The sequence below is a fragment of the Lactococcus allomyrinae genome (genome assembly GCF_003627095.1).
Classification (GTDB): Bacteria; Bacillota; Bacilli; order Lactobacillales; family Streptococcaceae; genus Lactococcus; species Lactococcus allomyrinae.
Genome location: NZ_CP032627.1, coordinates 736,034 through 759,664 on the forward strand (window position 1 = coordinate 736,034; position 23,631 = coordinate 759,664).

At 39.0% G+C, this 23,631-nt stretch carries 19 protein-coding genes and 1 CRISPR repeat array; of the genes, 18 read left to right on the plus strand and 1 reads right to left on the minus strand.

Annotated elements, in window-relative coordinates:
- Positions 1-90: 90 nt before the first annotated feature.
- The 14 genes from D7I46_RS03575 (at position 91) to crcB (ending at position 18,704) form a co-directional block, all read left to right on the plus strand.
- The gene (locus tag D7I46_RS03575; RefSeq protein WP_120771633.1) at positions 91-726 is read left to right on the plus strand and encodes a YigZ family protein; all 636 of its coding nucleotides are present in this window, start codon (positions 91-93) and stop codon (positions 724-726) included.
- Between the two features lie 26 nt (positions 727-752).
- Positions 753-1,244 (plus strand): VanZ family protein, encoded by a 492-nt coding sequence (locus tag D7I46_RS03580; protein ID WP_120771634.1) that lies wholly within the window; start codon positions 753-755, stop codon positions 1,242-1,244.
- Positions 1,245-1,320: 76 nt separating this feature from the next.
- Positions 1,321-2,346, plus strand: a complete 1,026-nt coding sequence (locus D7I46_RS03585) for a DUF475 domain-containing protein (protein ID WP_120771635.1) — start codon at positions 1,321-1,323, stop codon at positions 2,344-2,346.
- Between the two features lie 130 nt (positions 2,347-2,476).
- Positions 2,477-5,941, plus strand: coding sequence for a type II CRISPR RNA-guided endonuclease Cas9 (gene cas9, locus D7I46_RS03590; protein ID WP_120771636.1), 3,465 nt, complete (start codon positions 2,477-2,479; stop codon positions 5,939-5,941).
- Between the two features lie 341 nt (positions 5,942-6,282).
- Positions 6,283-7,179, plus strand: coding sequence for a type II CRISPR-associated endonuclease Cas1 (cas1, locus tag D7I46_RS03595; RefSeq protein ID WP_240424488.1), 897 nt, complete (start codon positions 6,283-6,285; stop codon positions 7,177-7,179).
- A gap of 5 nt (positions 7,180-7,184) precedes the next feature.
- Complete coding sequence (gene cas2, locus D7I46_RS03600) at positions 7,185-7,484, plus strand: CRISPR-associated endonuclease Cas2 (protein ID WP_205570832.1); 300 nt, start codon at positions 7,185-7,187, stop codon at positions 7,482-7,484.
- Positions 7,481-8,512: a P-loop NTPase family protein gene (locus D7I46_RS03605; RefSeq protein ID WP_120771638.1), complete on the plus strand. Its 1,032-nt coding sequence runs from the start codon at positions 7,481-7,483 to the stop codon at positions 8,510-8,512. The genes cas2 and D7I46_RS03605 overlap by 4 nt, the downstream gene beginning before the upstream one ends.
- Before the next feature lie 67 nt (positions 8,513-8,579).
- Positions 8,580-11,324: a CRISPR direct-repeat array (repeat unit 36 nt; unit sequence GTTTTTGTACTCTCAACATTTTCCTATCAGTAAAAC).
- Positions 11,325-11,531: 207 nt separating this feature from the next.
- A complete protein-coding gene (locus D7I46_RS03610) occupies positions 11,532-12,386 on the plus strand; it encodes a GIY-YIG nuclease family protein (protein ID WP_120771639.1) in 855 nt (284 codons plus the stop codon).
- A gap of 1 nt (position 12,387) precedes the next feature.
- Positions 12,388-13,341: a glycine--tRNA ligase subunit alpha gene (gene glyQ / locus D7I46_RS03615; protein ID WP_120771640.1), complete on the plus strand. Its 954-nt coding sequence runs from the start codon at positions 12,388-12,390 to the stop codon at positions 13,339-13,341.
- Between the two features lies 1 nt (position 13,342).
- Positions 13,343-15,364 carry a glycine--tRNA ligase subunit beta gene (gene glyS / locus D7I46_RS03620; RefSeq protein ID WP_120771641.1) on the plus strand — a complete coding sequence of 674 codons (2,022 nt, stop codon included), beginning with the start codon at positions 13,343-13,345 and terminating at the stop codon, positions 15,362-15,364.
- Between the two features lie 191 nt (positions 15,365-15,555).
- Positions 15,556-15,798, plus strand: a complete 243-nt coding sequence (locus D7I46_RS03625; RefSeq protein ID WP_120771642.1) for a DUF896 domain-containing protein — start codon at positions 15,556-15,558, stop codon at positions 15,796-15,798.
- Between the two features lie 615 nt (positions 15,799-16,413).
- Positions 16,414-17,688 carry a phosphopyruvate hydratase gene (gene eno / locus D7I46_RS03630; RefSeq protein WP_120771643.1) on the plus strand — a complete coding sequence of 425 codons (1,275 nt, stop codon included), beginning with the start codon at positions 16,414-16,416 and terminating at the stop codon, positions 17,686-17,688.
- Between the two features lie 231 nt (positions 17,689-17,919).
- Positions 17,920-18,348 (plus strand): fluoride efflux transporter FluC, encoded by a 429-nt coding sequence (locus D7I46_RS03635; protein ID WP_120771644.1) that lies wholly within the window; start codon positions 17,920-17,922, stop codon positions 18,346-18,348.
- Positions 18,345-18,704, plus strand: a complete 360-nt coding sequence (crcB, locus tag D7I46_RS03640; RefSeq protein WP_120771645.1) for a fluoride efflux transporter CrcB — start codon at positions 18,345-18,347, stop codon at positions 18,702-18,704. Before D7I46_RS03635 ends, crcB begins: the two co-directional genes overlap by 4 nt.
- A gap of 43 nt (positions 18,705-18,747) precedes the next feature.
- Here crcB and D7I46_RS03645 read toward each other — a convergent pair whose 3' ends face one another.
- The gene (locus D7I46_RS03645; protein WP_120771646.1) at positions 18,748-19,335 is read right to left on the minus strand and encodes a nicotinate-nucleotide adenylyltransferase; all 588 of its coding nucleotides are present in this window, start codon (positions 19,333-19,335) and stop codon (positions 18,748-18,750) included.
- Between the two features lie 548 nt (positions 19,336-19,883).
- On the opposite strand from D7I46_RS03645, the gene D7I46_RS03650 reads away from it, so the two are divergent.
- The 4 genes from D7I46_RS03650 (at position 19,884) to D7I46_RS03665 (ending at position 23,629) form a co-directional block, all read left to right on the plus strand.
- Positions 19,884-21,356, plus strand: coding sequence for a nicotinate phosphoribosyltransferase (locus D7I46_RS03650; protein ID WP_120771647.1), 1,473 nt, complete (start codon positions 19,884-19,886; stop codon positions 21,354-21,356).
- Positions 21,353-21,838, plus strand: a complete 486-nt coding sequence (locus D7I46_RS03655; protein WP_120771648.1) for a GNAT family N-acetyltransferase — start codon at positions 21,353-21,355, stop codon at positions 21,836-21,838. The genes D7I46_RS03650 and D7I46_RS03655 overlap by 4 nt, the downstream gene beginning before the upstream one ends.
- 90 nt (positions 21,839-21,928) lie before the next feature.
- Positions 21,929-22,753, plus strand: coding sequence for an ammonia-dependent NAD(+) synthetase (gene nadE / locus D7I46_RS03660; protein ID WP_120771649.1), 825 nt, complete (start codon positions 21,929-21,931; stop codon positions 22,751-22,753).
- A 174-nt stretch (positions 22,754-22,927) separates the two neighbouring features.
- On the plus strand, positions 22,928-23,629 hold the full coding sequence (locus tag D7I46_RS03665; RefSeq protein ID WP_120771650.1) for an ABC transporter ATP-binding protein: 702 nt from the start codon (positions 22,928-22,930) through the stop codon (positions 23,627-23,629).
- The last annotated feature ends 2 nt before the right edge of the window (positions 23,630-23,631 follow it).

Genomic DNA, 23,631 nt, shown 5'->3' on the forward strand with positions numbered 1-23,631 from the left:
ATGAAATAGAGAAATGCAAAGCTGTAGAACTTTGCATTTTCTATATGTAAAAATGCTATAATTGTGCTAAGACTTGCTGAGGAGAAATAGATGACTATCACGATAAAAACCGACTTTACAAACGAAGAAGAAATCAAAAAATCACGTTTCATCTGTCAGCTCGCGCGTGTTAAATCAGAGGAAGAAGCGCAAAATTTTATTGCACAGGTCAAAAAAGCCAATCCTCGCGCCAATCATAACTGCTGGGTCTATACGATTGGCGAGCGGCAGGAAATCCAGCGTATGAGTGATGATGGAGAGCCGTCAGGCACTGCGGGCGTTCCCATGCTTGAAATCCTAAAAAAGAAGGAAATTACCAATGTTTGTGCCGTTGTCACGCGCTATTTTGGCGGTATCAAGCTGGGCGCAGGCGGACTCATTCGTGCGTATGCAGGTGCTGTTAACCACGCGGTTGAAGCTGTTGGACTGGTAAAGTTGGTTGAACAGCAAGAAATGATATTGTGCCTTGATTACAGTCTTTATGACAGCTTACAGCGTTTTTTGACACAAGAAAATCTCGTCATCGCACAGAGTGAATTTTTGACAGAAATCAAAGTGAGCGCATACATTGACGAAAACCGTGCTGACAGCTTTTTGTCAGCACTGACAGAGCATTTTAATAGTAAAATCACCGCTGACAAAGGGAAAATCAGACTGACAGAAGTCGATTTTGCACAAATTAAGTAGATTTTATTTGGCCATGAAAGGATTCAATGACTAAAACACTAGCTAAAATTTTATTTATCATATATAGTCTTATTCTGATTTGGATTATTTTATTTAAACTTTCTTTTCATCCGATTAACTTTTTGGTAAATGTAAACACAAGAAGTCTCAATTTGGTTCCATTTGCTCTTTCAGGAGGACGGAGAGAAGTTTTACTCAATGTTTTTATTTTTGTTCCTTTTGGTGTATTACTGAATATGGTAGGAAGAAAAATTCCATTTTTATTAAAATTTTTGATAATCTGTGCAGTCAGTTTTTTATTTGAAAGTTTGCAATATCTGCTGTCCATTGGCGCGAGTGATGTGACTGACCTTATCACTAATAGTTTAGGAGGACTTATTGGTTTAAGTCTTTATAGTATTGCTATGAAATTAGGACAAAAGCGCAAAGTTGATAGAAATATTGTTGTTTTGGGATGTATTATGATAGTTTTCATCATAATCTGGATTGGTAGACTTTTCTTTAGACGAATGATGTAAGTAAGTGTGATATTTATGTTAAAATGATAAAAGTCGTTTTATTTTAGAAAAGACAAAATATAAGAAAAGGAACCCCATGAAAATTTTCAGAGGCTCAATTATTGTTAGTATCATTGCACTTATCGTTGCTTTTATTTACGGTGGCTGGGATGCACTTTTTATCACAGCGATTCTTGCTGTTCTTGAAATCTCTCTTTCGATTGATAATGCGATTGTCAATGCGAGGATTCTTGAACGCATGAGTCCGACTTGGCAAAAAGTCTTTCTCACCGTCGGGATATTGATTGCCGTAGTAGGAATGCGCTTGATTTTTCCCCTGCTCATTGTGAGTGTTTCAGCGCAGCTCAATCCAATCGAGGCTTTGCGTTTAGCGCTTGAAAAAGGTAATCCACATACTGTAGGGACTTATGGATACATTCTCCACCACGCACACCCTCAGATTGCGGCTTTCGGCGGTATGTTTTTGCTCATGTTAGCGCTGGCATTTTTCTTCGATAAACGCGCGCACACTTGGCTCAAACTTCCAGAGAAAGTCCTTCAAAAAATTGGTCACTTTCCTGCCGCAAATGCTATTATTTCACTGGCTTTACTCTTAGTTGCTTCAATGACCTTGACAGAAAATGCGCAGACGATTCTTTTTGCAGGTCTACTTGGTATTTTGACCTTTATGGTCGTTGACGGCTTTGGTGAGATGATGAGCCATAGCAAAGCAGCTTCAAGCTCTATGTCAAACTTTGTGATTGCCACAGGAAAAGCAGGACTTGCCCTCTTTCTCTATCTGGAAGTGATTGATGCGTCATTTAGTTTTGACGGCGTGATTGGTGCCTTTGCGATTACCTCCGACCCCATCATCATCCTTTTAGGACTCGGTGTGATTGGGGCAATGTTTGTGCGCTCGCTGACCCTTTACCTTGTCAAGAAAGGCACGCTCAACGAACTCGTCTATCTGGAGCACGGCGCGCATTGGGCAATCCTAACCCTTGCTCTTCTCATTTTAGGTAGTATCAAATGGGACATCGGTGAAGCCATCACAGGCCTCTTAGGTGGTGTGATTATTGTCGTTTCATTTATCTCTAGTGTTTTCTATAATCGGAAACATTGAGGACTAACGGATAGTATTTTAAAACTGTAAATATTTAAAAATCTCAGTGCAAGTTAACTGGGGTTTTTCATTTTAATTTTTTCAAAGCAAAATATGATAAAATGAAAGAAAACGTATACAGGAGAGATTTATGACAAAGTATAGTGTCGGTTTGGACATCGGTATAGCAAGCTGCGGCTGGAGCATTATTGATATTGAGAAAAAAGAGATTATAGATTTAGGCAGTCGGATTTTTCCATCTGGAAATGCTGCTGGAAATCAAGACAGACGGAGTTTTCGTGGGACGCGGCGACTCATCAGACGGCGAAAAAATCGTTTGTCAGATTTGACGAAGTTTTTGGCTGAAAATGGCTTTGCTGTCAGTAATGACAAAAATCAAAATCCTTATGCCCTTCGTTCCAAAGGGCTGGCAGAGCAACTATCAAAGGAAGAATTGGCAACTGCACTTTATCATATTGTCAATCGGCGTGGGATTTCCTATGATTTGGGCGATTTGGAAGACGACGGGACGAGCGGTGTTAGTGACTACAAATCTTCGATTAATATCAACCGCCAGCTTTTGCGTGAAAAGACGATTGGGCAAATTCAGCTTGAACGGCTGAATGAATTCGGTCAAGTTCGTGGTCAGGTCAAAGCAGATGATGAAACAACTTTGCTCAATGTTTTTCCGTCAGCTGCCTATGCGGACGAAGCCAAGCAGATTTTGGAAAAGCAGGCTGAATATTATCCTGAAATCACGGACGAATTTATCGCGAAAATCAATGAACTGATTACTCGCAAGCGCGAATATTTTGTCGGTCCAGGCAATGAAAAATCACGTACAGATTACGGGATTTACAAAACGGACGGTAGGACGCTGGATAATCTTTTTGACGAACTCATCGGAACGGACAAAATCAACGGCGAAAAACGGGCATCTGCGTCAAGTTTGACCGCTCAGATTTATAATTTGCTCAATGATTTGAATAACCTGACCGTGCCAAACACCGAAGATGGAAAATTGACGACTGAAACGAAAAAAGAAATTCTGTCAGCTGCGAAGCGGGCTGAGGGTATTTTTGGGAAAGTTCAGATTTGTAAGCTAATTGGAGTAAAATTTGATGAACTTAAAACCAAAAAAGGTGGAGAAATTGAATTTAAGCATACACTTTTTGCTTACAGAAAATTCCGCAAAGCGCTTGCAGAAAGCAATATTGAAGCAAATGATTTGTCCACCGAATTTTTCGATAAAATCGCAGATATTCTCACGTTAAATACTGAAAAAGCTGAAATCCGCAAGCAGTTGGATAAAGCCGATTTTGCCATTTCTGACGAGGTAAAAGAACTCATTGTCAAAGAAAATAAAAATCTCCTCGTTGACGGACGTGCGACTTGGCACAGTTTTTCTTACAAAACCTTGAATTTGCTCATTCCTGAGCTGCTCAATACCTCTGATGAACAGATGACGATTTTGACAGGTCTGGGCTTGATGAAGCCTGACAATGAGAAATATCAAGGCTTGAAGAATATTCCAGCAGCTCAAATCACAGAAGAAATTTACAATCCTGTCGTCGCAAAATCAACGCGCGAAGCCATTAATGTTTTCAATGCGATTGCAAAACGTGTCGGCGCAGAAAATATTGCGCACGTTGTCATTGAATTGCCGCGCGAAGACAATGAAGACGATGTTAAAAAGCAAAAAATAAAGTTTCAGAAAGCACAAGAAGCCGAGAAAAATGCAGCTGACGAACTCGTCAAACAACAAATGACAATTCCTGACAGCAGCTTACTTGCTCAATATCGCAAGTTCAAAGGTCTATCACAAAAAGTGCGTTATTGGTATCAGCAAGAAACTTTTTGTCCATACTGCGGCGAGAAAATCAAGGTGATTCAGCTCATCAACAATAATGAAAGTTTTGAAATTGACCACATCATCCCGATTTCAGTCAGTTTTGATGACTCGCAAAATAATAAAGTGCTTGTCCATAGTCAGTGCAATCAAGCGAAGGAAAAGCAAACGCCGCTTGGCTGGATTAACAACGGCGGCGGATTTGGGCAAACGAAAGCGGAATACATTGCCAGAGTTAAGGCAAATAAAAATTTCAACAAAAATAAAGTTGACAATCTGCTCAACGACGCGGATTTGAACGACATTATCACGCGTCGTAGTTTTATTCAGCGAAATCTTAATGACACGCGCTATGCCTCACGCGTGGTGCTGGACGAGTTTTACAGCTTTTTCAAGTCAAACCATCTGCCCACAAAAGTCAAGGTCGTCCGTGGCAAATGGACTTCACAAATGCGTAAAAAATGGAATAGCGCAGGTGGACTTGCCAAAACGCGCGACACGCATCATCATCACGCGATTGATGCCAGCATTATCGCCAGTTTTCCATTGCTGAAAGCCTTTGACAAAGCGGTCAAATTGATTGATATTGACAAGGAAACGGGCGAAATTTTGCAAGATAAAGCAGCGGTCAAAAAAGCGCGTGAAGCCGAATTATTGGCGCAATGGGCGATTCCGAATGAAAAAGAATTTGAAAAATTAGACAGCGAGATTTTTGATTTTCCGCTTTTCAAGCAAGTTGAATTGGCAAATGACATTGATGACCCAGAAAATCCAGTCAAATTCAGCCACAAAGTCGATAAAAAAGCCAATCGCGCCGTTGCCAATCAGACGATTTACGGCACGCGCATGAAAGAAACAGAAGTTGTAAAACGTGGAAAAACGGAAATTGTGCAAGATGAATATATCTTTGGCACGATAAAAAACATCTATAACGTAGATGATTTTGCGAAATTCAAAAAGTTGTACGATGAGGCGCTCAAAAAAGAGGATGTCAAGTTTTTGATGCAAGAAAAAGACCCAAAAACTTGGGAAAAATTGCTTAAAATTCTGAAAAACACGCCTGATTTTGAAGAAAAAACGCAGACAGATGGAAAAGTCAAAGTCATCCCTGTTTCTCCATTTGAGCTTTATCGCCGTGAAAATGGTTTTATTACTAAATATGCCAAGCATAATAATGGGCCAAAAGTGGTGAGCTTGAAATATTACGACTCAAAAATCGGCAGTCATATTGATATTACGCCTGAGAACGCTAGAAATAAAGTCGTGTTGCAAAGCTTGAAGCCTTGGCGGACGGACGTTTACTACAATCCTGACACGCAGCAATATGAACTTCTCGGTCTCAAATATGCAGATTTGAAATTCACAAAAGGAGTTTACGGAATCACGGAGGAAGCCTATGAAAAGCTGAAACATGGGATTGAAGCGGACGGCACGATTTTGTGGAAACCGATTGGGCGGAACAGCGAGTTTCGGTTTAGTTTGTATCGAAATGATCGTGTGAAGATTGTGGACGATAAAGGGGAAGAAATTGAGTTGTTGTTTGGGTCTCGTGCTGGAAACAATGAGGGTTATGTTGAGATGAAACCTATCCACAAAGCGAGATTTGAAGGTGCAGAGGAGATTGCTTTTTATGGAAAAACATCTTCTGGTAGATTTCTAAAGCCATTAGCTAAAAAGGGCTATAAACTCTACAAAGTCAACACGGGAATTCTAGGCACACCCTACTACACCGAAAAAGAATCAGATCAACCAAAATTAAATTTATAAAATTAAGAAAAGGCTTACGTGACGCTTGCAGGAACTCAAAATTTTTGCTAAAATAAAGGAGTAGTTGACGAACTACTGCGCTCGACGGAGCGTATTCAATCTTTTTATTGATAGGAAAATGATTGAGAATCTACAAGGATAAGGCTTTATGCCGAAATCATTAACTCGCCTTTGGGCGAGTTTTTTGTTTTTCTTTAGAAAGGAAAATTGAGTTCGACCTCTTTGACGGCTGGAAAAAAGATAAATTGGAACCTGACACTTGCGACAGAACTACAAATTCCTATTTTTCAAGCCATCAGAGCAATCGGTCTCACATCTTATTTATGACTTGGAGAAATGTGATGATTAAGGACGGGGACTATCTTCGTCTAAAATTAGATAACTTAGAAATTGAGAAAGGTGGACAAAAATTTAGTATTCCACTCTCAGATATTGCGACAATCACTCTAGAAGGCAATATTTTGACGCTAACGACTAAGTTGCTTGCAAAGTTAGCACAACATAATATTGCCGTGATTGTTTGTGACAATAAATATGTGCCTTGTGGTATTTTCATGGGCTTTGGGCAGTATCATCGGACGGCCAAGCGCAATCTGGAGCAGGTTGCTTGGAGTGAAAAGCTACGAAATGAAGTCTGGACAGAAATTATCCGACAAAAGCTGAGCAATCAACGAGCGGTACTCATTGCGCATGATGCAGATGTAGAGCGGATTGACAAGCTTCAGGAGTTGATTGAACACATCCAACTGGCGGATGCGACGAACCGTGAGGGACATGCGGCAAAGGTTTATTTTAACAGTCTGTACGGCATGAAATTCACGCGGGAGCAGGATTGTCTGGAAAATGGCGCGATGAATTACGGCTACACCATTATCAGAGCTTATATGGCGCGGCTGGTGACGAGTTTAGGACTCATTCCAACTTTAGGCGTTTTTCATCGGAATGAATTTAATTCGTTTAACTTGGTGGATGATTTGATGGAACCTTTTCGTCCCTTGATGGATTGGTATATTTTGGAGAAAATTTTACCGAATTACCCGAAATATCTGACTTGGGAAGCGCGCTGTAAGTTGATTGATTTCTTGAATCAGCCCTATTTTTACAGAGGGAAGAAAACAACGATTGATTTGGTAATGTTGGATTATGTCAATTCTTTTATTAAAGTAATGAAAAATGAAAATCTTTCAGAGTTGACAGAAATTACTTTAGGAGGGATTGCGAGGTGTATGAGAAATTGAGATTGATGTGTTTTTTTGATTTGCCAATGGAAACGAAACAGGAACAGAAATATTATCGCGTTTTCAGAAAAAAACTGATAGAACTTGGCTTTGTGATGGTACAAGAATCAGTTTATGTCAGAACATTACCCAATCGGAGTCAACTCACAAAATATGAGGAGCAGCTCAAAAGGGTAACTCCTTACAATGGCTTGGTTGAGCTGATGTATGTGACGGAGAAACAGTTTAATGACCGACGATTTTTGACGGGTGAAAAAGCACCGCAAGAAGTCGCTGTCGGTAATCACAAAATGGTAATTATATGAGAATAGAAATAGAAAATAATAAGTTTATTGAATTTGACGAAATGCCGCGTTTGTTTTTTTATGGTCAAAATCAAAAAGTTGCGCAAGAACTTGTTCGCAGCCTGAAAAGATTTGCTAATAAAAAAACTTTGAATGACTTGGAAGAATTGGTTTACGGTGAAAATGGGATTGAAATTTACCGAGAGAAAGAACGGCTCAACGAAAAAAATATCGACATCCATTTCTTACAGGATAATGCCTCTCTTTACCGAGAAGTCAGCTTTGACAGAAAGAGTTTGATGACTGATTTCCTGTCAGCTCTGACGGAAAATATGGCGATCACTACGGAACTTGAAGAAATCAAAAACCACTTATTGAAGATTGAGCTGCTCTTTAATGGACAGCTTCGTCAAGTTTCGAATAATGTTTCGTCAAATTTGACAGATTTGTCATTTGAAGATTTATTGAAAAACCATCTGTTTTTGTCCTATGCGGCTGATAATCATGACTTCCCTTTAGAAATGATGGATGCCAATGAATTTGTGGATGAATATTTGGCACTGCTCGGTCAGAAATTGGAGCATCAGCCTAAAGAAACATGGATTATTTTGATTAATCCAGCAAGTTTTTTAATGACAGAAAAGATACAAGACTTGCTAGAGGGTCTGTCAGTGCTGACAGAAAAAACGGAACTTGTCCATACGTTTGTCATTAGCCAGCAAACGCTTGAACTAGTGTATTTTCCAAATGATGTGCCGAGTACGATTGTTTTGACAGATGATGTTTATCAAATGCCAGATTTTGACACTTTTAGAAAAAGTATTGAAAATCATTATCCGATAAGTTTGAAAATGTCAGATGAAGCGCTCTGTCAAAATTTTTATGAAATCGTCTCAAGCATTGGTAGCAAGGCAAAAGTCGCTGGAAAATCTTATCAAAATATGATATTATTAAAGGTGATAAATGAGATTTTAGGTATTGAAAGTGCATCATTTTCTATCAATTTTGATGAACTTTCTGAGCTAGAACGCACTTATCTTAGTTCTTGAGGATTGACGAATTTTCAAGAATGTTTGGAAATCGTAGGAGCAAAAACCAAAAAGTTTTTAATTTGAGGTTTTTGTACTCTCAACATTTTCCTATCAGTAAAACTATTTGAGGAGGACAACCAATGAAACTTTTGTTTTTGTACTCTCAACATTTTCCTATCAGTAAAACTGAAGATGATGATGGTAATGCAGCAAGTGGGTTTTTGTACTCTCAACATTTTCCTATCAGTAAAACTGGCAGGGCTTGCTGTTTTAGCTTGGCTTTGTTTTTGTACTCTCAACATTTTCCTATCAGTAAAACTGAAAAGTAATATAATCAGACAACTAATCTGTTTTTGTACTCTCAACATTTTCCTATCAGTAAAACAAAGTATACAACCATGTCACCTTCGCTATTGTTTTTGTACTCTCAACATTTTCCTATCAGTAAAACATGCCATTATTGTTCTCCTTATTTATAGTATGTTTTTGTACTCTCAACATTTTCCTATCAGTAAAACAGATACATAAGAAGACCAGTCACGGCTCTGGTTTTTGTACTCTCAACATTTTCCTATCAGTAAAACTCGGCTATGAAATGGGGCGGGTTACATTATGTTTTTGTACTCTCAACATTTTCCTATCAGTAAAACAAATCCATGCACCGATGACAGTTGTTGTTCGTTTTTGTACTCTCAACATTTTCCTATCAGTAAAACAGGAAATACAAAAATATCTGAGTGAACTTAGTTTTTGTACTCTCAACATTTTCCTATCAGTAAAACGCAAATAATCTGTCCGCTCATGGCGTTTTGGTTTTTGTACTCTCAACATTTTCCTATCAGTAAAACAAAACTCTTTTAGCAGCTTTCTCAGCTTGTGTTTTTGTACTCTCAACATTTTCCTATCAGTAAAACAAATCTGCCGCTGCTCCTATGGATGCCTTGGTTTTTGTACTCTCAACATTTTCCTATCAGTAAAACTCGGAAAAGGTGGGGGATTGTCTCAAGCCAGTTTTTGTACTCTCAACATTTTCCTATCAGTAAAACTTATGGTTAATAACAAGCATTACGTTTTTTGTTTTTGTACTCTCAACATTTTCCTATCAGTAAAACGTGACCCCTGTGTAGATATTCCCATCTAGTGTTTTTGTACTCTCAACATTTTCCTATCAGTAAAACATGATAATGAATTTCTTGACCCTGATTATGGTTTTTGTACTCTCAACATTTTCCTATCAGTAAAACTTATATCCATCCACCATTTCAGAGAATGCCGTTTTTGTACTCTCAACATTTTCCTATCAGTAAAACGTGGCTTTTCTGTTAAGTCCGCAAACAATGGTTTTTGTACTCTCAACATTTTCCTATCAGTAAAACTCAAAATGTACTGCGTAGAACAAAAGCAGAGTTTTTGTACTCTCAACATTTTCCTATCAGTAAAACAGAATTGGCTTTAACCAAATTCATGGTCTGGTTTTTGTACTCTCAACATTTTCCTATCAGTAAAACCTGATGCCACCAATTCATATAAATGGAGCAGTTTTTGTACTCTCAACATTTTCCTATCAGTAAAACCTTATCATGGAAATACTATCATCGACGTAGAGTTTTTGTACTCTCAACATTTTCCTATCAGTAAAACCAGCGGGAACAAAGGAGTAGCCGCAGGACTGTTTTTGTACTCTCAACATTTTCCTATCAGTAAAACCTATACCAGCGGTAAAACATTAGTAAGTCCGTTTTTGTACTCTCAACATTTTCCTATCAGTAAAACGTACTATTCCAAGAAGATACACAGGCTACTGTTTTTGTACTCTCAACATTTTCCTATCAGTAAAACGCTGAAGCGTTGTTATCTCGTGGTTTGCCCGTTTTTGTACTCTCAACATTTTCCTATCAGTAAAACACGACTTAATCAAAGCTGTTTCTAGTTTAGGTTTTTGTACTCTCAACATTTTCCTATCAGTAAAACACAATATTGATATAGTATCAGGGGGGAGCAGTTTTTGTACTCTCAACATTTTCCTATCAGTAAAACCATCTGGGAGCTTGACGGAATTGAAGAAGTGTTTTTGTACTCTCAACATTTTCCTATCAGTAAAACATTTGACCGAGCGAGAGCTTGAAAACATCAGTTTTTGTACTCTCAACATTTTCCTATCAGTAAAACAGTTTTTTTAATCATGATAATTTTCTCCTTGTTTTTGTACTCTCAACATTTTCCTATCAGTAAAACGATAGTAACTCATGAGCATACCCCGCGATAGTTTTTGTACTCTCAACATTTTCCTATCAGTAAAACTTTAACTGAGCTGTACCATTCCATACCTGAGTTTTTGTACTCTCAACATTTTCCTATCAGTAAAACTATTTAAAAGGATTGATCTTCTTAGTGTTAGTTTTTGTACTCTCAACATTTTCCTATCAGTAAAACCGTGAAATGCTGAGAATTATCATTGAAGCTGTTTTTGTACTCTCAACATTTTCCTATCAGTAAAACTTAATCAACATTATAAAATAAGCTCCTCCCGTTTTTGTACTCTCAACATTTTCCTATCAGTAAAACTCTGATACCATTTAAAATATATAAAGCCAAGTTTTTGTACTCTCAACATTTTCCTATCAGTAAAACCGTACGATATAAGGGCTACATGTGCTTGGTGTTTTTGTACTCTCAACATTTTCCTATCAGTAAAACTTCTGATGAAGTTTTTGTATAACCAGAATTGTTTTTGTACTCTCAACATTTTCCTATCAGTAAAACCTATCATTTTGATAAGATTTACTGTGCTTTGGTTTTTGTACTCTCAACATCTTCCTATCAAAGATTTGGACATATATCTTCTTGACAAATCCAAAGAATAAGGCTAAAATCTAAACATAGCGACTTGAGGGTAGTGTAAGCTCAGGGTAAAAAATGGCTTAAATAATATGAATATTAAAGTAAAGTAAAAAATAAAGGTGGAACCGCGCATTTGCGCCCTTTGTCAGTTTTTGACAGGGTGTGATGTGCGGTTTTTGGTTTGGAGAGGAGAAGAATGAAGGTTATTAAAATCGCTGATGAAAATAATCAGAAGGATAGAATTAATTATTTTGTTAAAGATAATCATTATCTGGCAATTTTTCCAAAGGAAGAGCTGAAGCTTGCGAAGGATAAATTGTCGTTTGTGTTTTCTAATGCTGGGATTTATATTTATATCGGCTTGAAAAATAATTATCGGTATGTTGGGCAAACGGTCAATTTAGACCAGCGTACAGGCACGCATAAGTCTCAAGGCGATTTAGAAAAAGACTTTGAATTTATGGCGTTTTTTGGCATGGAAAATGGCAATCTAAGTAAAGGACAGCTTGATTTGTTGGAGAGCGACTGGATTGGAAATTTTCCAGAAACAGATTTTGATCGAAAAAATGCAACACAGGGGAACAAATCTTTTTTATCTCAGTCGGACAAGATTGATGCTGAAAACTTAAACCGAGATATTTTGGAGATGTTTCAGTTCTGGGAATATGATGTTTTTACGCCGAATACGGGCGAGGACTTGGATACACCTGATGAGAAAGTTGTTGCGGATAAAGTTTATCAGTTTGAGGTCTCTGACGGCGCTATTTCTGGGAAAAGCAATAAGAGTTTACGCCTAGCCTATATCAATTATCTTATCAACTTCTATCTACAAAATAAAAAAGAAGTTGAAAATAGCGGATTGATTTCTGAAGGAGAAGCAAAATTTGCAACGATTTTAGCGAAAAATCCGCCAATAAAGCCTTATGCAAGTTATAAAAAAATTGACAATACTACTTATTTGTACTCAAATTTGAGTGCTAATCAGGCTATAAAAAAAGTGCTTGATTTTGCTGAAAAAATGGGCAGACAGCTCGTAGAAAAGGAAAACTAACATGAACAAAAAACTATCATTTCAAGACATTATCTTAACCTTGCAAGGCTTCTGGGCAAAGCAGGGGGCGAATCTGATGCAAGCCTATGACAATGAGGTCGGAGCGGGCACGATGTCGCCTTATACGTTCTTGCGCTCAAATGGACCTGAGCCTTGGGGAGCAGCTTATGTGCAGCCTTCGCGCCGTCCTGCTGACGGCCGTTATGGCGAAAATCCAAATCGTTTGTTCCAACATCATCAGTTTCAAGTGGTGCTGAAGCCTTCGCCAAAAAATATTCAGGAGTTGTACTTGCAAAGTCTTGCGGCGCTTGGGATTGACGCACTTGAGCATGACATTCGCTTTGTCGAGGACAACTGGGAAAATCCGTCCATGGGTTGTGCCGGAATTGGCTGGGAAGTCTGGATTGACGGGCAAGAATGTACGCAGTTTACTTATTTTCAACAGGTCGGCGGGATTGAGGTTGATAGTGTGACGAGCGAGATTACTTACGGCTTGGAGCGCGTGGCGACGGTCATTCAGGAGGTGGATAGCGTTTATGACCTCGAATGGGGCAATGGCGTGGCTTACGGCGATATTTTCAAAGAGCCTGAGTACGAGCACTCGAAATTTGCTTTTGAGGAGAGCAATCAGGAGCTTTTGTTGCAGCTTTTTGGCGAGTATGAGGCGGAAGCGCTGCGCCTGCTGGACGAGGGCTTGGTGCACCCTGCTTACGACTACATTTTGAAATCTTCTCATACCTTTAATTTGCTGGACGCGCGTGGTGCGGTGTCGGTCACGGAACGTGCGGGCTATATGCACCGTGTGCGGACGATGGCACGCAAGGTGGCGAAGACTTTTATTGAGGAGCGCGCAAAGCTTGGTTTTCCTTTGTTGAAAGATGAGGCGCTTAGAGAAAAATATCTGGGTGTGAATGGAAAATATACACCAGTTATCGCTGAAAAGGAGGCAAAATAAAATGGGTAATTATTTATTAGAAATTGGTCTGGAAGAAGTACCAGCGCACTTGGTGACGCCATCAATTAATCAGTTGGCAGAGCGTACTCAGCAGTTTTTGCTTGAAAATCGTGTTCAATTTGATAAAATTGTCAAATATTCAACACCGCGCCGCCTGGCTATTTTGGTGGAAAATATTGCTGAAACTTCAGAAAGTAAGGATGAGGAAGTAAAAGGACCATCAGCAAAAATCGCTAAAGACGCAGAGGGAAATTGGTCAAAGGCCATTCAAGGTTTCTCACGGGGTCAAGGCATCAATCCTGACGAATTAGTTTTGCGTGGTGATTATTATTATGCAAACAAGCATATTGAGGGAGTTGCGACGAGTGATATTCTCACAAAAATCGGTGATGAAGTGATTGGCAAGATGACTTTTTCAACCTATATGAAGTGGGGCAACAACGATTTTCTCTTTGTGCGTCCGATTCAATGGATGATATCGCTTTTAGATGATGTCATTGTACCTTTTGAACTTTTGGATGTGACTGCTGGACGAACTTCGCGTGGACATCGTTTTCTATCAAATGTTGAGGTGGTGCTTAACAATGCCGATGAATATTCTGTCAAATTGCCTGAACATTTTGTTATCGTAGATAGCGAGCATCGTAAAGCAGAAATTTCAGCACAAATCATGGCTTTGGCTGCAGAACGTAGCTGGAAAGTGACTTTGCACAAAGATTTGCTGGAAGAAGTCAATAATATTGTAGAGTATCCAACAGCTTTTGTAGGGAGTTTTGATGAGAAATATTTGGATATTCCTGCAGAAGTGTTGGTGACTTCAATGCGTGATAATCAACGTTATTTTGAAGTTTATACTGCAGATGGTAGTTTAGCTCCAAATTTCATTTCGGTAAGAAATGGAAATAGTGAATATATCGAAAATGTCATTTCAGGTAATGAAAAAGTTTTGGTGGCACGCCTTGAAGATGCCGAGTTTTTCTGGAAGGAAGACCAAAAACTCAAAATTGATGATTTGGTTAAAAAACTTGCGAAAGTAACTTTCCATGCCAAAATTGGTACGCTGACAGAACATATGGCACGTACAAAAGTGATTGGTGAAAAGCTGTCAGTGCTGACAAAATTATCATCAGACGAAAAAGAAGCTGTACTACGGGCTGCCGATATTTACAAGTTTGATTTACTGACAGGAATGGTTGGTGAATTTGACGAGTTGCAAGGCGTTATGGGTGAAAAATATGCCCTGTTATCAGGTGAAAATGTAGCTGTTGCTGTGGCGATTCGTGAACACTATTTGCCAACAGTGGCAGATGGTATTCTTCCCGAAAGCAAAGTTGGTGCAGTATTAGCTATTGCTGACAAGCTCGATAGTATTTTGTCATTCTTTAATGCTGGATTGATTCCATCAGGCTCAAATGACCCTTATGCTTTGCGTCGAGCAGCACAAGGATTGATTCGTGTTATTGAAAAATTTGATTGGCATTTTGACTTAGCAGAATTTATTGCTCAGTTTGCGGGTGAAAATCATGCAGAAGTTTTAGATTTTATTCGCGCACGTGTGCAAAAGCTATTGCTTGAAAGACTTGACCGTTATGATATTGTGGAAGCAGCGATTAACAGTAATATTTTCGATATTGCCGGGATGATGGAAAGTGCTTATGTCATCGACAGTCATAAGCTTCACGGACCGTTTAAACCTGCAATTGAGAACATCTCGCGTAGTATCAATCTTGTGAAAAAAGCTGAGATTCTTGGAGAAGCTGACCCTGTTTTCTTTGAAAATGAAGTCGAGCAAAAACTTTATGATACGGTTTGTGACCTTAAAGAACAATGGGATGAAATGCCAACGGAATATAAATTCCGTGCGATTGTTCATGCTTTAGCTCCTGCGGTTGAGCTGTTATTCGACAATGTGATGGTCATGGCAGATGATGAACGTATTCGCGATAACCGTTTAGCTTTGCTTGGTCATGTGGTAGATTTGACAAGCAGTATTGCAGATTTTAGTTTGATTAACACAAAATAATTTGATAAATTAATCTAGGAATTACTGACAGAATTCTGTCAGTGCATAATCTCCATGATGTAACTACTTGACAAACTATAATCAACAGCTTAAGATATGTGCTCACCTTATCTTAAAGAGCGGGTTGCTTACAGAAATCTAAAGCCTTTGTCAGCATACTGACAAAAGAAAAATGAAATATTGGAGGTAAAATGTCCATTACAAATGAACAAATTGAGCGTATTAATGCATTGGCGCGCAAGAAGAAACAAGAGGGATTGACAGATAAAGAACTTGAAGAACAAGCTGTTTTACGTCGAGTTTATCTTGATAGTATCAAGGCAAATTTTCGCTCTCAAGTTGAGACAATTAAAGTCATAGATGAAAATACAGGAGAGGATGTTACTCCTGAGAAACTCAAAAATATTCAGCGTGAAAAAGGAATGCGTGATTAACGTAGGATTCTGAGAAGATGAGCTAGAGCTATTTCTTGAATTTTTGAGAAAAAATGGTAAAATAAGTTTAAACAATAACGAATGGGTATGGTGCACACCCGATAACCGTTTTAAGATAACTGAGTTTGCTCTTCTAGAAACGAGTGAAAATAGATAAAAGCTAGAATCTGCGCAGGCGCAGAAGCGTTTGGTTGCTCATTGTTTTTAGGCAACCAACCTTAAATTGTCCATAGGACAGTTTAAGTCCTAATTTTCATCGTTTCTGAGCGGTCGGGCTCATATCTTAAATCTGATGGCGCCTACAATGCAAAGAGGTCTTTTCGCCTTGCGTTGTAGCGCCTTTTTGTATGTAAAAATATACTTCAAAGTTTCCTTCTTTTCATCCGAAAATAATAACCAAACTCATAATAGAAGGAACTTTGAAAAAAAATCAAACTCAGATATGCTATGTAAACTGAGTTTGCGTCTTAAACACTAGGGTTTATCTTTTTGAGATCAAAAAAGTTAAAATGAAAACAATATGGTGTTGAAGCTGTGCTTCAAAGTACCAGAGTTACATTTTCCAATTTATGATTTCATAGAGTTGGACTCGCATTTTTAGAAAGGACATACAAAATGTCAAAAGCACTTATCGAAAACATCCACGCGCGCGAAATCTTTGATTCTCGTGGCAATCCAACCGTCGAAGTTGATGTGATCTTGAACGATGGCACGCTTGGACGTGCGGCTGTACCATCTGGCGCTTCAACAGGAGACCGCGAAGCGGTTGAACTTCGAGACGGCGGCAAGCGTTTGCAAGGAAAAGGCGTCGCTCAGGCGGTCGCCAATGTCAACACCGAAATCCAAACCGCTCTAGTCGGTAAATCGCCATTTAACCAAGCTGAAATTGACCAACTATTGATTGAGCTTGATGGCACGCCAAATAAAGCAAGATTGGGTGCCAATGCGATTTTGGGTGTATCAATGGCGGTTGCAAGAGCAGCAGCAAATAGCGAAAAAATACCACTCTATCGCTATCTTGGCGGTGTGGACCTTGAGCTGCCTCAACCTTTCTTTAATGTCATCAATGGCGGTGTTCACGCGGATTCTGGTATTGACGTGCAAGAGTTCATGATTACACCTGTCAAACGCGAAAGTTTCCGCGATGGTGTCGAAAAAGTGGCGAATGTTTATCACACCTTAAAGAAAATCTTGGCAGACCAAGGGCTGGAAACGGCTGTTGGTGACGAAGGGGGATTTGCTCCTAAACTCGGCTCGACTGAACACGCGATTGAAACACTTTACAAAGCGATAGAAACCGCAGGCTACACGCCAGGCAGCGAAATCGCCATCGCACTTGACCCCGCGTCGAGCGAATTTTATGACAATGAAGCACACGTTTACAATTTTGAAGGTCAAAAACTGACGAGCAGTGATTTGCTCGCTTATTATGAAAATCTTGTTGACAAATTCCCTGCAATTATCTCGATTGAAGATGGATTTTCTGAACACGATTGGGATGGTTTTGCCGCTCAAACAAAAGCTCAGGGAGATAAGATTCAACTTGTTGGCGATGATATCTTCGTTACCAATCCTGCGATTTTCGCCGAAGGCATTGAAAAAGGTGTAGCAAACGCGATTTTGATTAAACTCAATCAAATCGGAACCGTCACCGAATCAATTGAAGCCATCAAAATGGCGCGTAAAGCAGGCTATAACACCATGATTTCCCATCGTTCAGGCGAAACGGTTGATAGCTTTATCGCTGACTTTGCGGTTGCCATGCACGCAGGTCAGATTAAGACGGGGTCAATGGCACGCAGTGAGCGGATTGAGAAATATAATCAATTCCTACGAATTGAAGAAGAACTTGGCACGGCAGCAACGCTTGCCAAATTCCCTGCTCAGTAAATATTTGAAAATCAGATGAAAACACGCTAAAATAATGAAGTCATGCCTTATTTAGTGGGAGGTTTACCTCCCACTAAATGTAGTCGGACGAAATTCAAAGTTAGTGCTGCTAATCCCCTTACTCAAGAGGTAAGGGGGATTAGCAGCACTTGCTTTGATAAAAAATGAAGTCAAAGCTTGTAAAAAATTGCATTTTGACAAGCTTTGACTTTTTTGTGAGGAATTATTGAGATGAACATTATTATTGTATTTATTTTTGGGATTTTGGGTGGTTTGAGTCGTTTCGAGCTGAGCGAGCATTTGCCCAAAATCGGAGGTTTTCCAATTGCGACGCTTTTGATTAACCTCGTGGGTTGCTACCTTTTTACTTTTTTGATTAAAAATTATCTGAAAGCAACGAATGCCAAGGCACGGACGATTTTAGCACTTGGAACGGGCTATATCGGGACTTTCACGACTTTTAGCTCGTTTATGATGGATAGCGACAATCTTTTGGTGGCGCATAGTTATGGCTTACTTGCGCTTTATGTTGTGTTGACGGTCGGCGGTGGTCTTGCGATGGCAGCACTTGGTATGTATCACGGACGGCTTGCAGCAGCTTATCCTTCGGCAAAAGTGCTCGAAGAAGAGGCAAATGAAGAAAGAGAGGAAGCAAAATGATCGGCGAAATCGTACTTGTTGGATTGGCTTCAGGCATTGGCGCTGTGACGCGGTATTTGATGAGCAATCTGAGCATCGTTTTCAAGAAAATTGGCTTTCCGATTGGGACTTATCTGGTCAATATCATCGGCTCACTACTGATTGGCTATTTTTTTGGGCGATTTGGCAGTCAGGCTGAGTCTTACAAAATTTTTGCGACTGGATTTTGTGGTGGTTTGACAACATTCTCAACTTACAATTTTGAGTTGTTTGATTTACTTGAAAACCATGATTATAAACATTTTGCAGAATACTTTTTGCTTTCTTATGGTTTAGGATTTATAGCGGTTTTGTTAGGACTTTGGTTAGCAAAATAATTTCTGCGATATATCATTGCAAATAGAATAGAAAAAGCATGGCTTAGTCATGCTCTTTTTGATAGAGTTTCTGAATTTTGATATAGTCTATCACAGCTTTTGGTAAGAGATAGGTGGGGGTGATGTCAGCTGCGAACAGTTCTCGAATTTGGGTGCTTGAAATGGGAAGTATCGGAACATCAATCCATTTTACAGGATACGAGGTAGGATTAATGGTCTCAGAGCGCTTGATTGCAACAAAAGTAACAAGATGAATTAATTCATCAATCTTATACCATTTTGGAAGGTAGTCAACCATGTCACTGCCAATAATAAAATAAAAATCGCACTCAGGATGAAGCTTTGTCAGTGCTGACAGAGTATCATAAGTGTAAGATTTTCCGCCACGTTCGATTTCGCAAAGCTCCAACCCCAGACGTGGGTTGTCTTTAATAGCGAGTTCAAGCATTTTTACACGATGGACTGCTTCAATTGTTTCTTTCACATCAACATGAGGTGGAATATTTTCAGGCATGAGCAATACTGTGTCAAGATTCAGCCGTTGAGCGACTTGGTCGGCAATCATCAAATGGGCGTGATGAATAGGGTTAAAATTTCCACCCAAAAGTCCTACTTTTTTTCTTTTTTCCATGAATTGATTATATCAAGATGTGAGCACGATTGCCAAGAAATGATAAAAATACAAATCTAGGGGATGATCCCTTGGATTCGGACATAAAATAGTTGTGATGTTAGGTTCAATATTTTTGCTGACAAAGCCTAAAAATTTTGTCAGTATACTGACAATGTCGAAGTTTATTGAATACTCATTATCAAGGAACTTTTAGAGAGTTAGGGATAGGTTATTATTTTATCAGTATACTGACGAATTAATGTAAGTTATTGATAGCTCTGTAAGTACAAATTTACTGATAATTTTGATAAAATAGACATTAGAAATGACTTGACGAGCGCAATGGTTTATCAATTATAGTCGCTAGTAATGAAATTTTGCGAAATTTCAAAATAGAGCTAATGTGTACTGAACTCAAAAAAATTGGTTTATGCTAGTTCTTCTTAAATCCTACGCAGTACATCAAGCACGGAATGTAATCATAAACAGTATTGAATACTGTAATTGGAGCGGAATTATCTGGATTTTTATTCTGTCAAACAGCAGTAACCGAAAGGAAAGTAAATATGCCACAGCTTTATCAAGATGACAGCCTCGCGCTGCACACCGATTTGTACCAACTTAATATGATGCAAACCTATTTTGAACTTGGACGTCACAAGCGTCATGCAGTTTTTGAGGTTTTTTTCCGCCAGATGCCTTTTGAAAATGGCTATGCAGTGTTTGCTGGACTTGAGCGTATGGTTGATTATCTGAGAAACTTATCTTTTTCTGATACGGATATCGCTTATTTGCGAGAACTTGATTATCCGGAAGCTTTTCTTGATTATTTGAAAAATCTCAAATTTACTGGCAATGTGCGGGCAATGCAAGAAGGTCAGCTTGTATTTGCAAATGAACCTATCGTTCAAGTAGAAGGTTCACTTGCGGAGTGTCAACTGGTTGAAACGGCAATTTTAAATATTATTAATTTCCAAACTTTGATTGCAACAAAAGCAGCTCGGATAAAATCAGTCATTGGCGATGATCCTTTGCTTGAATTTGGAACAAGACGTGCGCAGGAAATGGATGCTGCGATTTGGGGAACACGTGCAGCGGTCATTGGTGGAGCTGATGCGACTTCTAATGTTCGAGCAGCTAAAATTTTTGGATTGACGGCAAGTGGAACCCATGCTCATGCACTTGTTCAAAGTTATGGTAATGACTATGATGCTTTCAAGGCTTATGCTATGACTCACCATGATTGTGTTTTCCTCGTGGATACATATGATACATTGAGAGTTGGTGTGCCTAGTGCGATAAGGGTTGCACGTGAATTTGGAGACAAAATCAATTTTCAAGGGGTGCGTATTGACTCTGGAGATATGGCTTATATTTCTAAAAAAGTTCGTCAACAATTGGATGAAGCAGGTTTTACAGAAGCAAAGATTTATGCATCAAATGACCTTGACGAGTCGACTATTTTGAGTTTAAAGATGCAAAAAGCAAAAATTGATGTCTGGGGTGTTGGGACAAAATTAATCACGGCCTATGATCAGCCAGCATTAGGTGCTGTTTATAAGCTGGTGTCAATGGAAGATGAACAAGGCGAAATGAAAGACACAATTAAGCTTTCAAGCAACGCCGAAAAAGTGTCTACACCAGGTAAGAAGCAAGTTTGGCGTATTACCAAAAAGGCGGATGGAAAATCTGAAGGGGATTATATCACATTTAGCGATGAGCACCCTGATCAAGATGAGGAAATCTATATGTTCCACCCACTTTATACCTATATCAACAAAAACATTCGTGATTTTAATGCGAAGCCGTTGTTAAAGCCAATATTTGTTAATGGAGAGCTTGTCTATGATTTGCCAAGCCTTCCAGAAATCAAAACTTTTGCGCGTGAAAATCTTGATGAACTTTGGGATGAATATAAGAGAGATTTGAATCCTCAGCCTTATCCTGTTGACTTGTCACAGGAATTGTGGAATCATAAAATGCGTTTGATTTCTGAAGTGCGTACACTCGTTTCAATGATGAAGTTGGATGAAAGATGAGAATAAGAGCGATAGATATAAGTGACGCCCAAATTTTTTGGGAGTTAAAGAAACAATTAGACACAGAAACAAAGTTTATGATGTTAGAGCCAGATGAACGGAAGTTTGTTTTCGGTGAAACAATCGGTGAGATTGCTAGAATGGATTATTTGATTGGAGCTGAGGTTGATGGAAAGCTTGTCGGATATTTGTCAGCAAAGTGCGGAAAAGCAAATCGCATTAAACAAACGGCTTATATTGTAGTTGGTGTTTTAGAAAACTTTCAATATCAAGGCTTAGGAGGACGGTTTTTCGACGAACTTGACGAGTGGGCAAAAGAAAAGAAGCTCAAACGCTTGGAGCTCACAGTCATGTCAAGAAACACAACAGCAATTGCGCTTTATCAAAAACACGGTTTTGCCATTGAAGGTGTACGTCGTCAGTCAATGTGTGTTGATGATGAATTTATTGATGAGTTTTACATGAGTAAAATCTTTGAATAACTCTGTCAGTATACTGATAGAATCCTCAGCTTTGCTGAGGATTCTATCCTATAAAATAAGAACTATAAAATGACCTTATCAGGAGAAAAAATGACATTACAAACTGAGATTATAGCATCATTAGGTGTAAAAGCTGAGATAGATGTAAAAGCAGAAATTCGTGTATCTATTGATTTTCTAAAAGATTATTTGAAGAAATATCCTTTCATCAAATCATTTGTACTGGGTATTTCTGGAGGTCAAGACTCAAGTTTAGCTGGACGTCTGGCACAACTTGCTATTGAAGAAATGCGACTAGAAACTGGTGATGACAGTTATCAATTTATCGCAATTCGTTTGCCTTATGGTGTCCAAGCTGATGAAGCCGATGCGCAGCGTGCGTTGAAGTTTATTAAACCTGATGTAAGTCTTGCGGTCAATATCAAACCAGCTGTTGACGGACAGCTGTCAGCACTGACAGAAGCTGGTGTCAATGTTTCAGACTTTAACAAGGGAAATATTAAAGCTCGTCAACGTATGATTACACAATATGCAGTAGCAGGTGAATACAAAGGAGCAGTCCTCGGTACTGACCATGCGGCCGAAAATATCACAGGATTCTTTACAAAATTTGGGGATGGTGGCGCAGACTTATTACCAATTTTTCGCCTAAATAAGCGCCAAGGTAAACAGCTCTTGGCAGAACTTGGTGCAGACCCTGCTATTTACGAAAAGATACCTACCGCAGACCTCGAGGATGGAAAACCAGGTCTTGCTGACGAAGTAGCACTTGGCGTCACTTATGACAATATTGATGATTATTTGGAAGGCAAAACGATTCCCAAAGAGGCTGCAACCAAGATAGAAGCATGGTGGAATAAAACTCAACATAAACGGCATCTTCCAATTACTGTTTTTGATGATTTTTGGAAATGAAAAAAATGATACCTTTCTCATCAGAAAGGTATTTTTGCATTATACTTGAAGTAATCACTTCAAAACGGATGAGCTAGTTTTTTCGATTTCACTGAAACTTAGGCTACAAGTATGTTATAATCAAAAGTAAAAGGCTTACAAGAACGGCTCAATTTGAGGGAAAAGAGGTTAAAGATGTCATTCATAGAAATCATCAATGAATCAAAAAAATATCAAACGGGCTCAGAAGTTATCTTTGCCAACGACCATGTTAATTTTGAGATTGAAAAGGGTGAACTGGCAGTTATTTTAGGCTCGTCAGGGGCAGGAAAATCTACCGTACTCAATATTCTAGGAGGAATGGATACCTGTGATGAAGGCGAGTTATTCATAGATGGAGAAAACATTGCCCATTTTTCAGAAAAAGAATTGATTAAATATCGTAGGTATGCTGTAGGATTTGTTTTTCAATTTTATAACTTGGTGAATAATCTGACGGCGAAAGAAAATGTAGAATTAGCTTCAGAAATCGTTGATACAGCACTAGACCCAGAAACGGTGCTAAAGGATGTAGGGCTTGAGCATCGCATTCATAATTTTCCTTCACAGCTTTCAGGAGGAGAGCAGCAACGGGTTGCTATTGCACGCGCGATTGCCAAAAATCCAAAAATTTTGCTGTGTGATGAGCCGACAGGGGCATTAGATTATCAAACAGGAAAACAGATTTTAAAACTCTTGCAAGATCGGACAAGAAAACAAGGAACAACGGTCATTATTGTTACTCATAATGCTGCAATTGCGAGAATTGCCAATCGCGTCATTCAGATGCATGATGGAAAAATCAAGGCTATCTCAATCAATCCGCAGCCAGAAGATATAGAGGGAATTGAGTGGTGAGT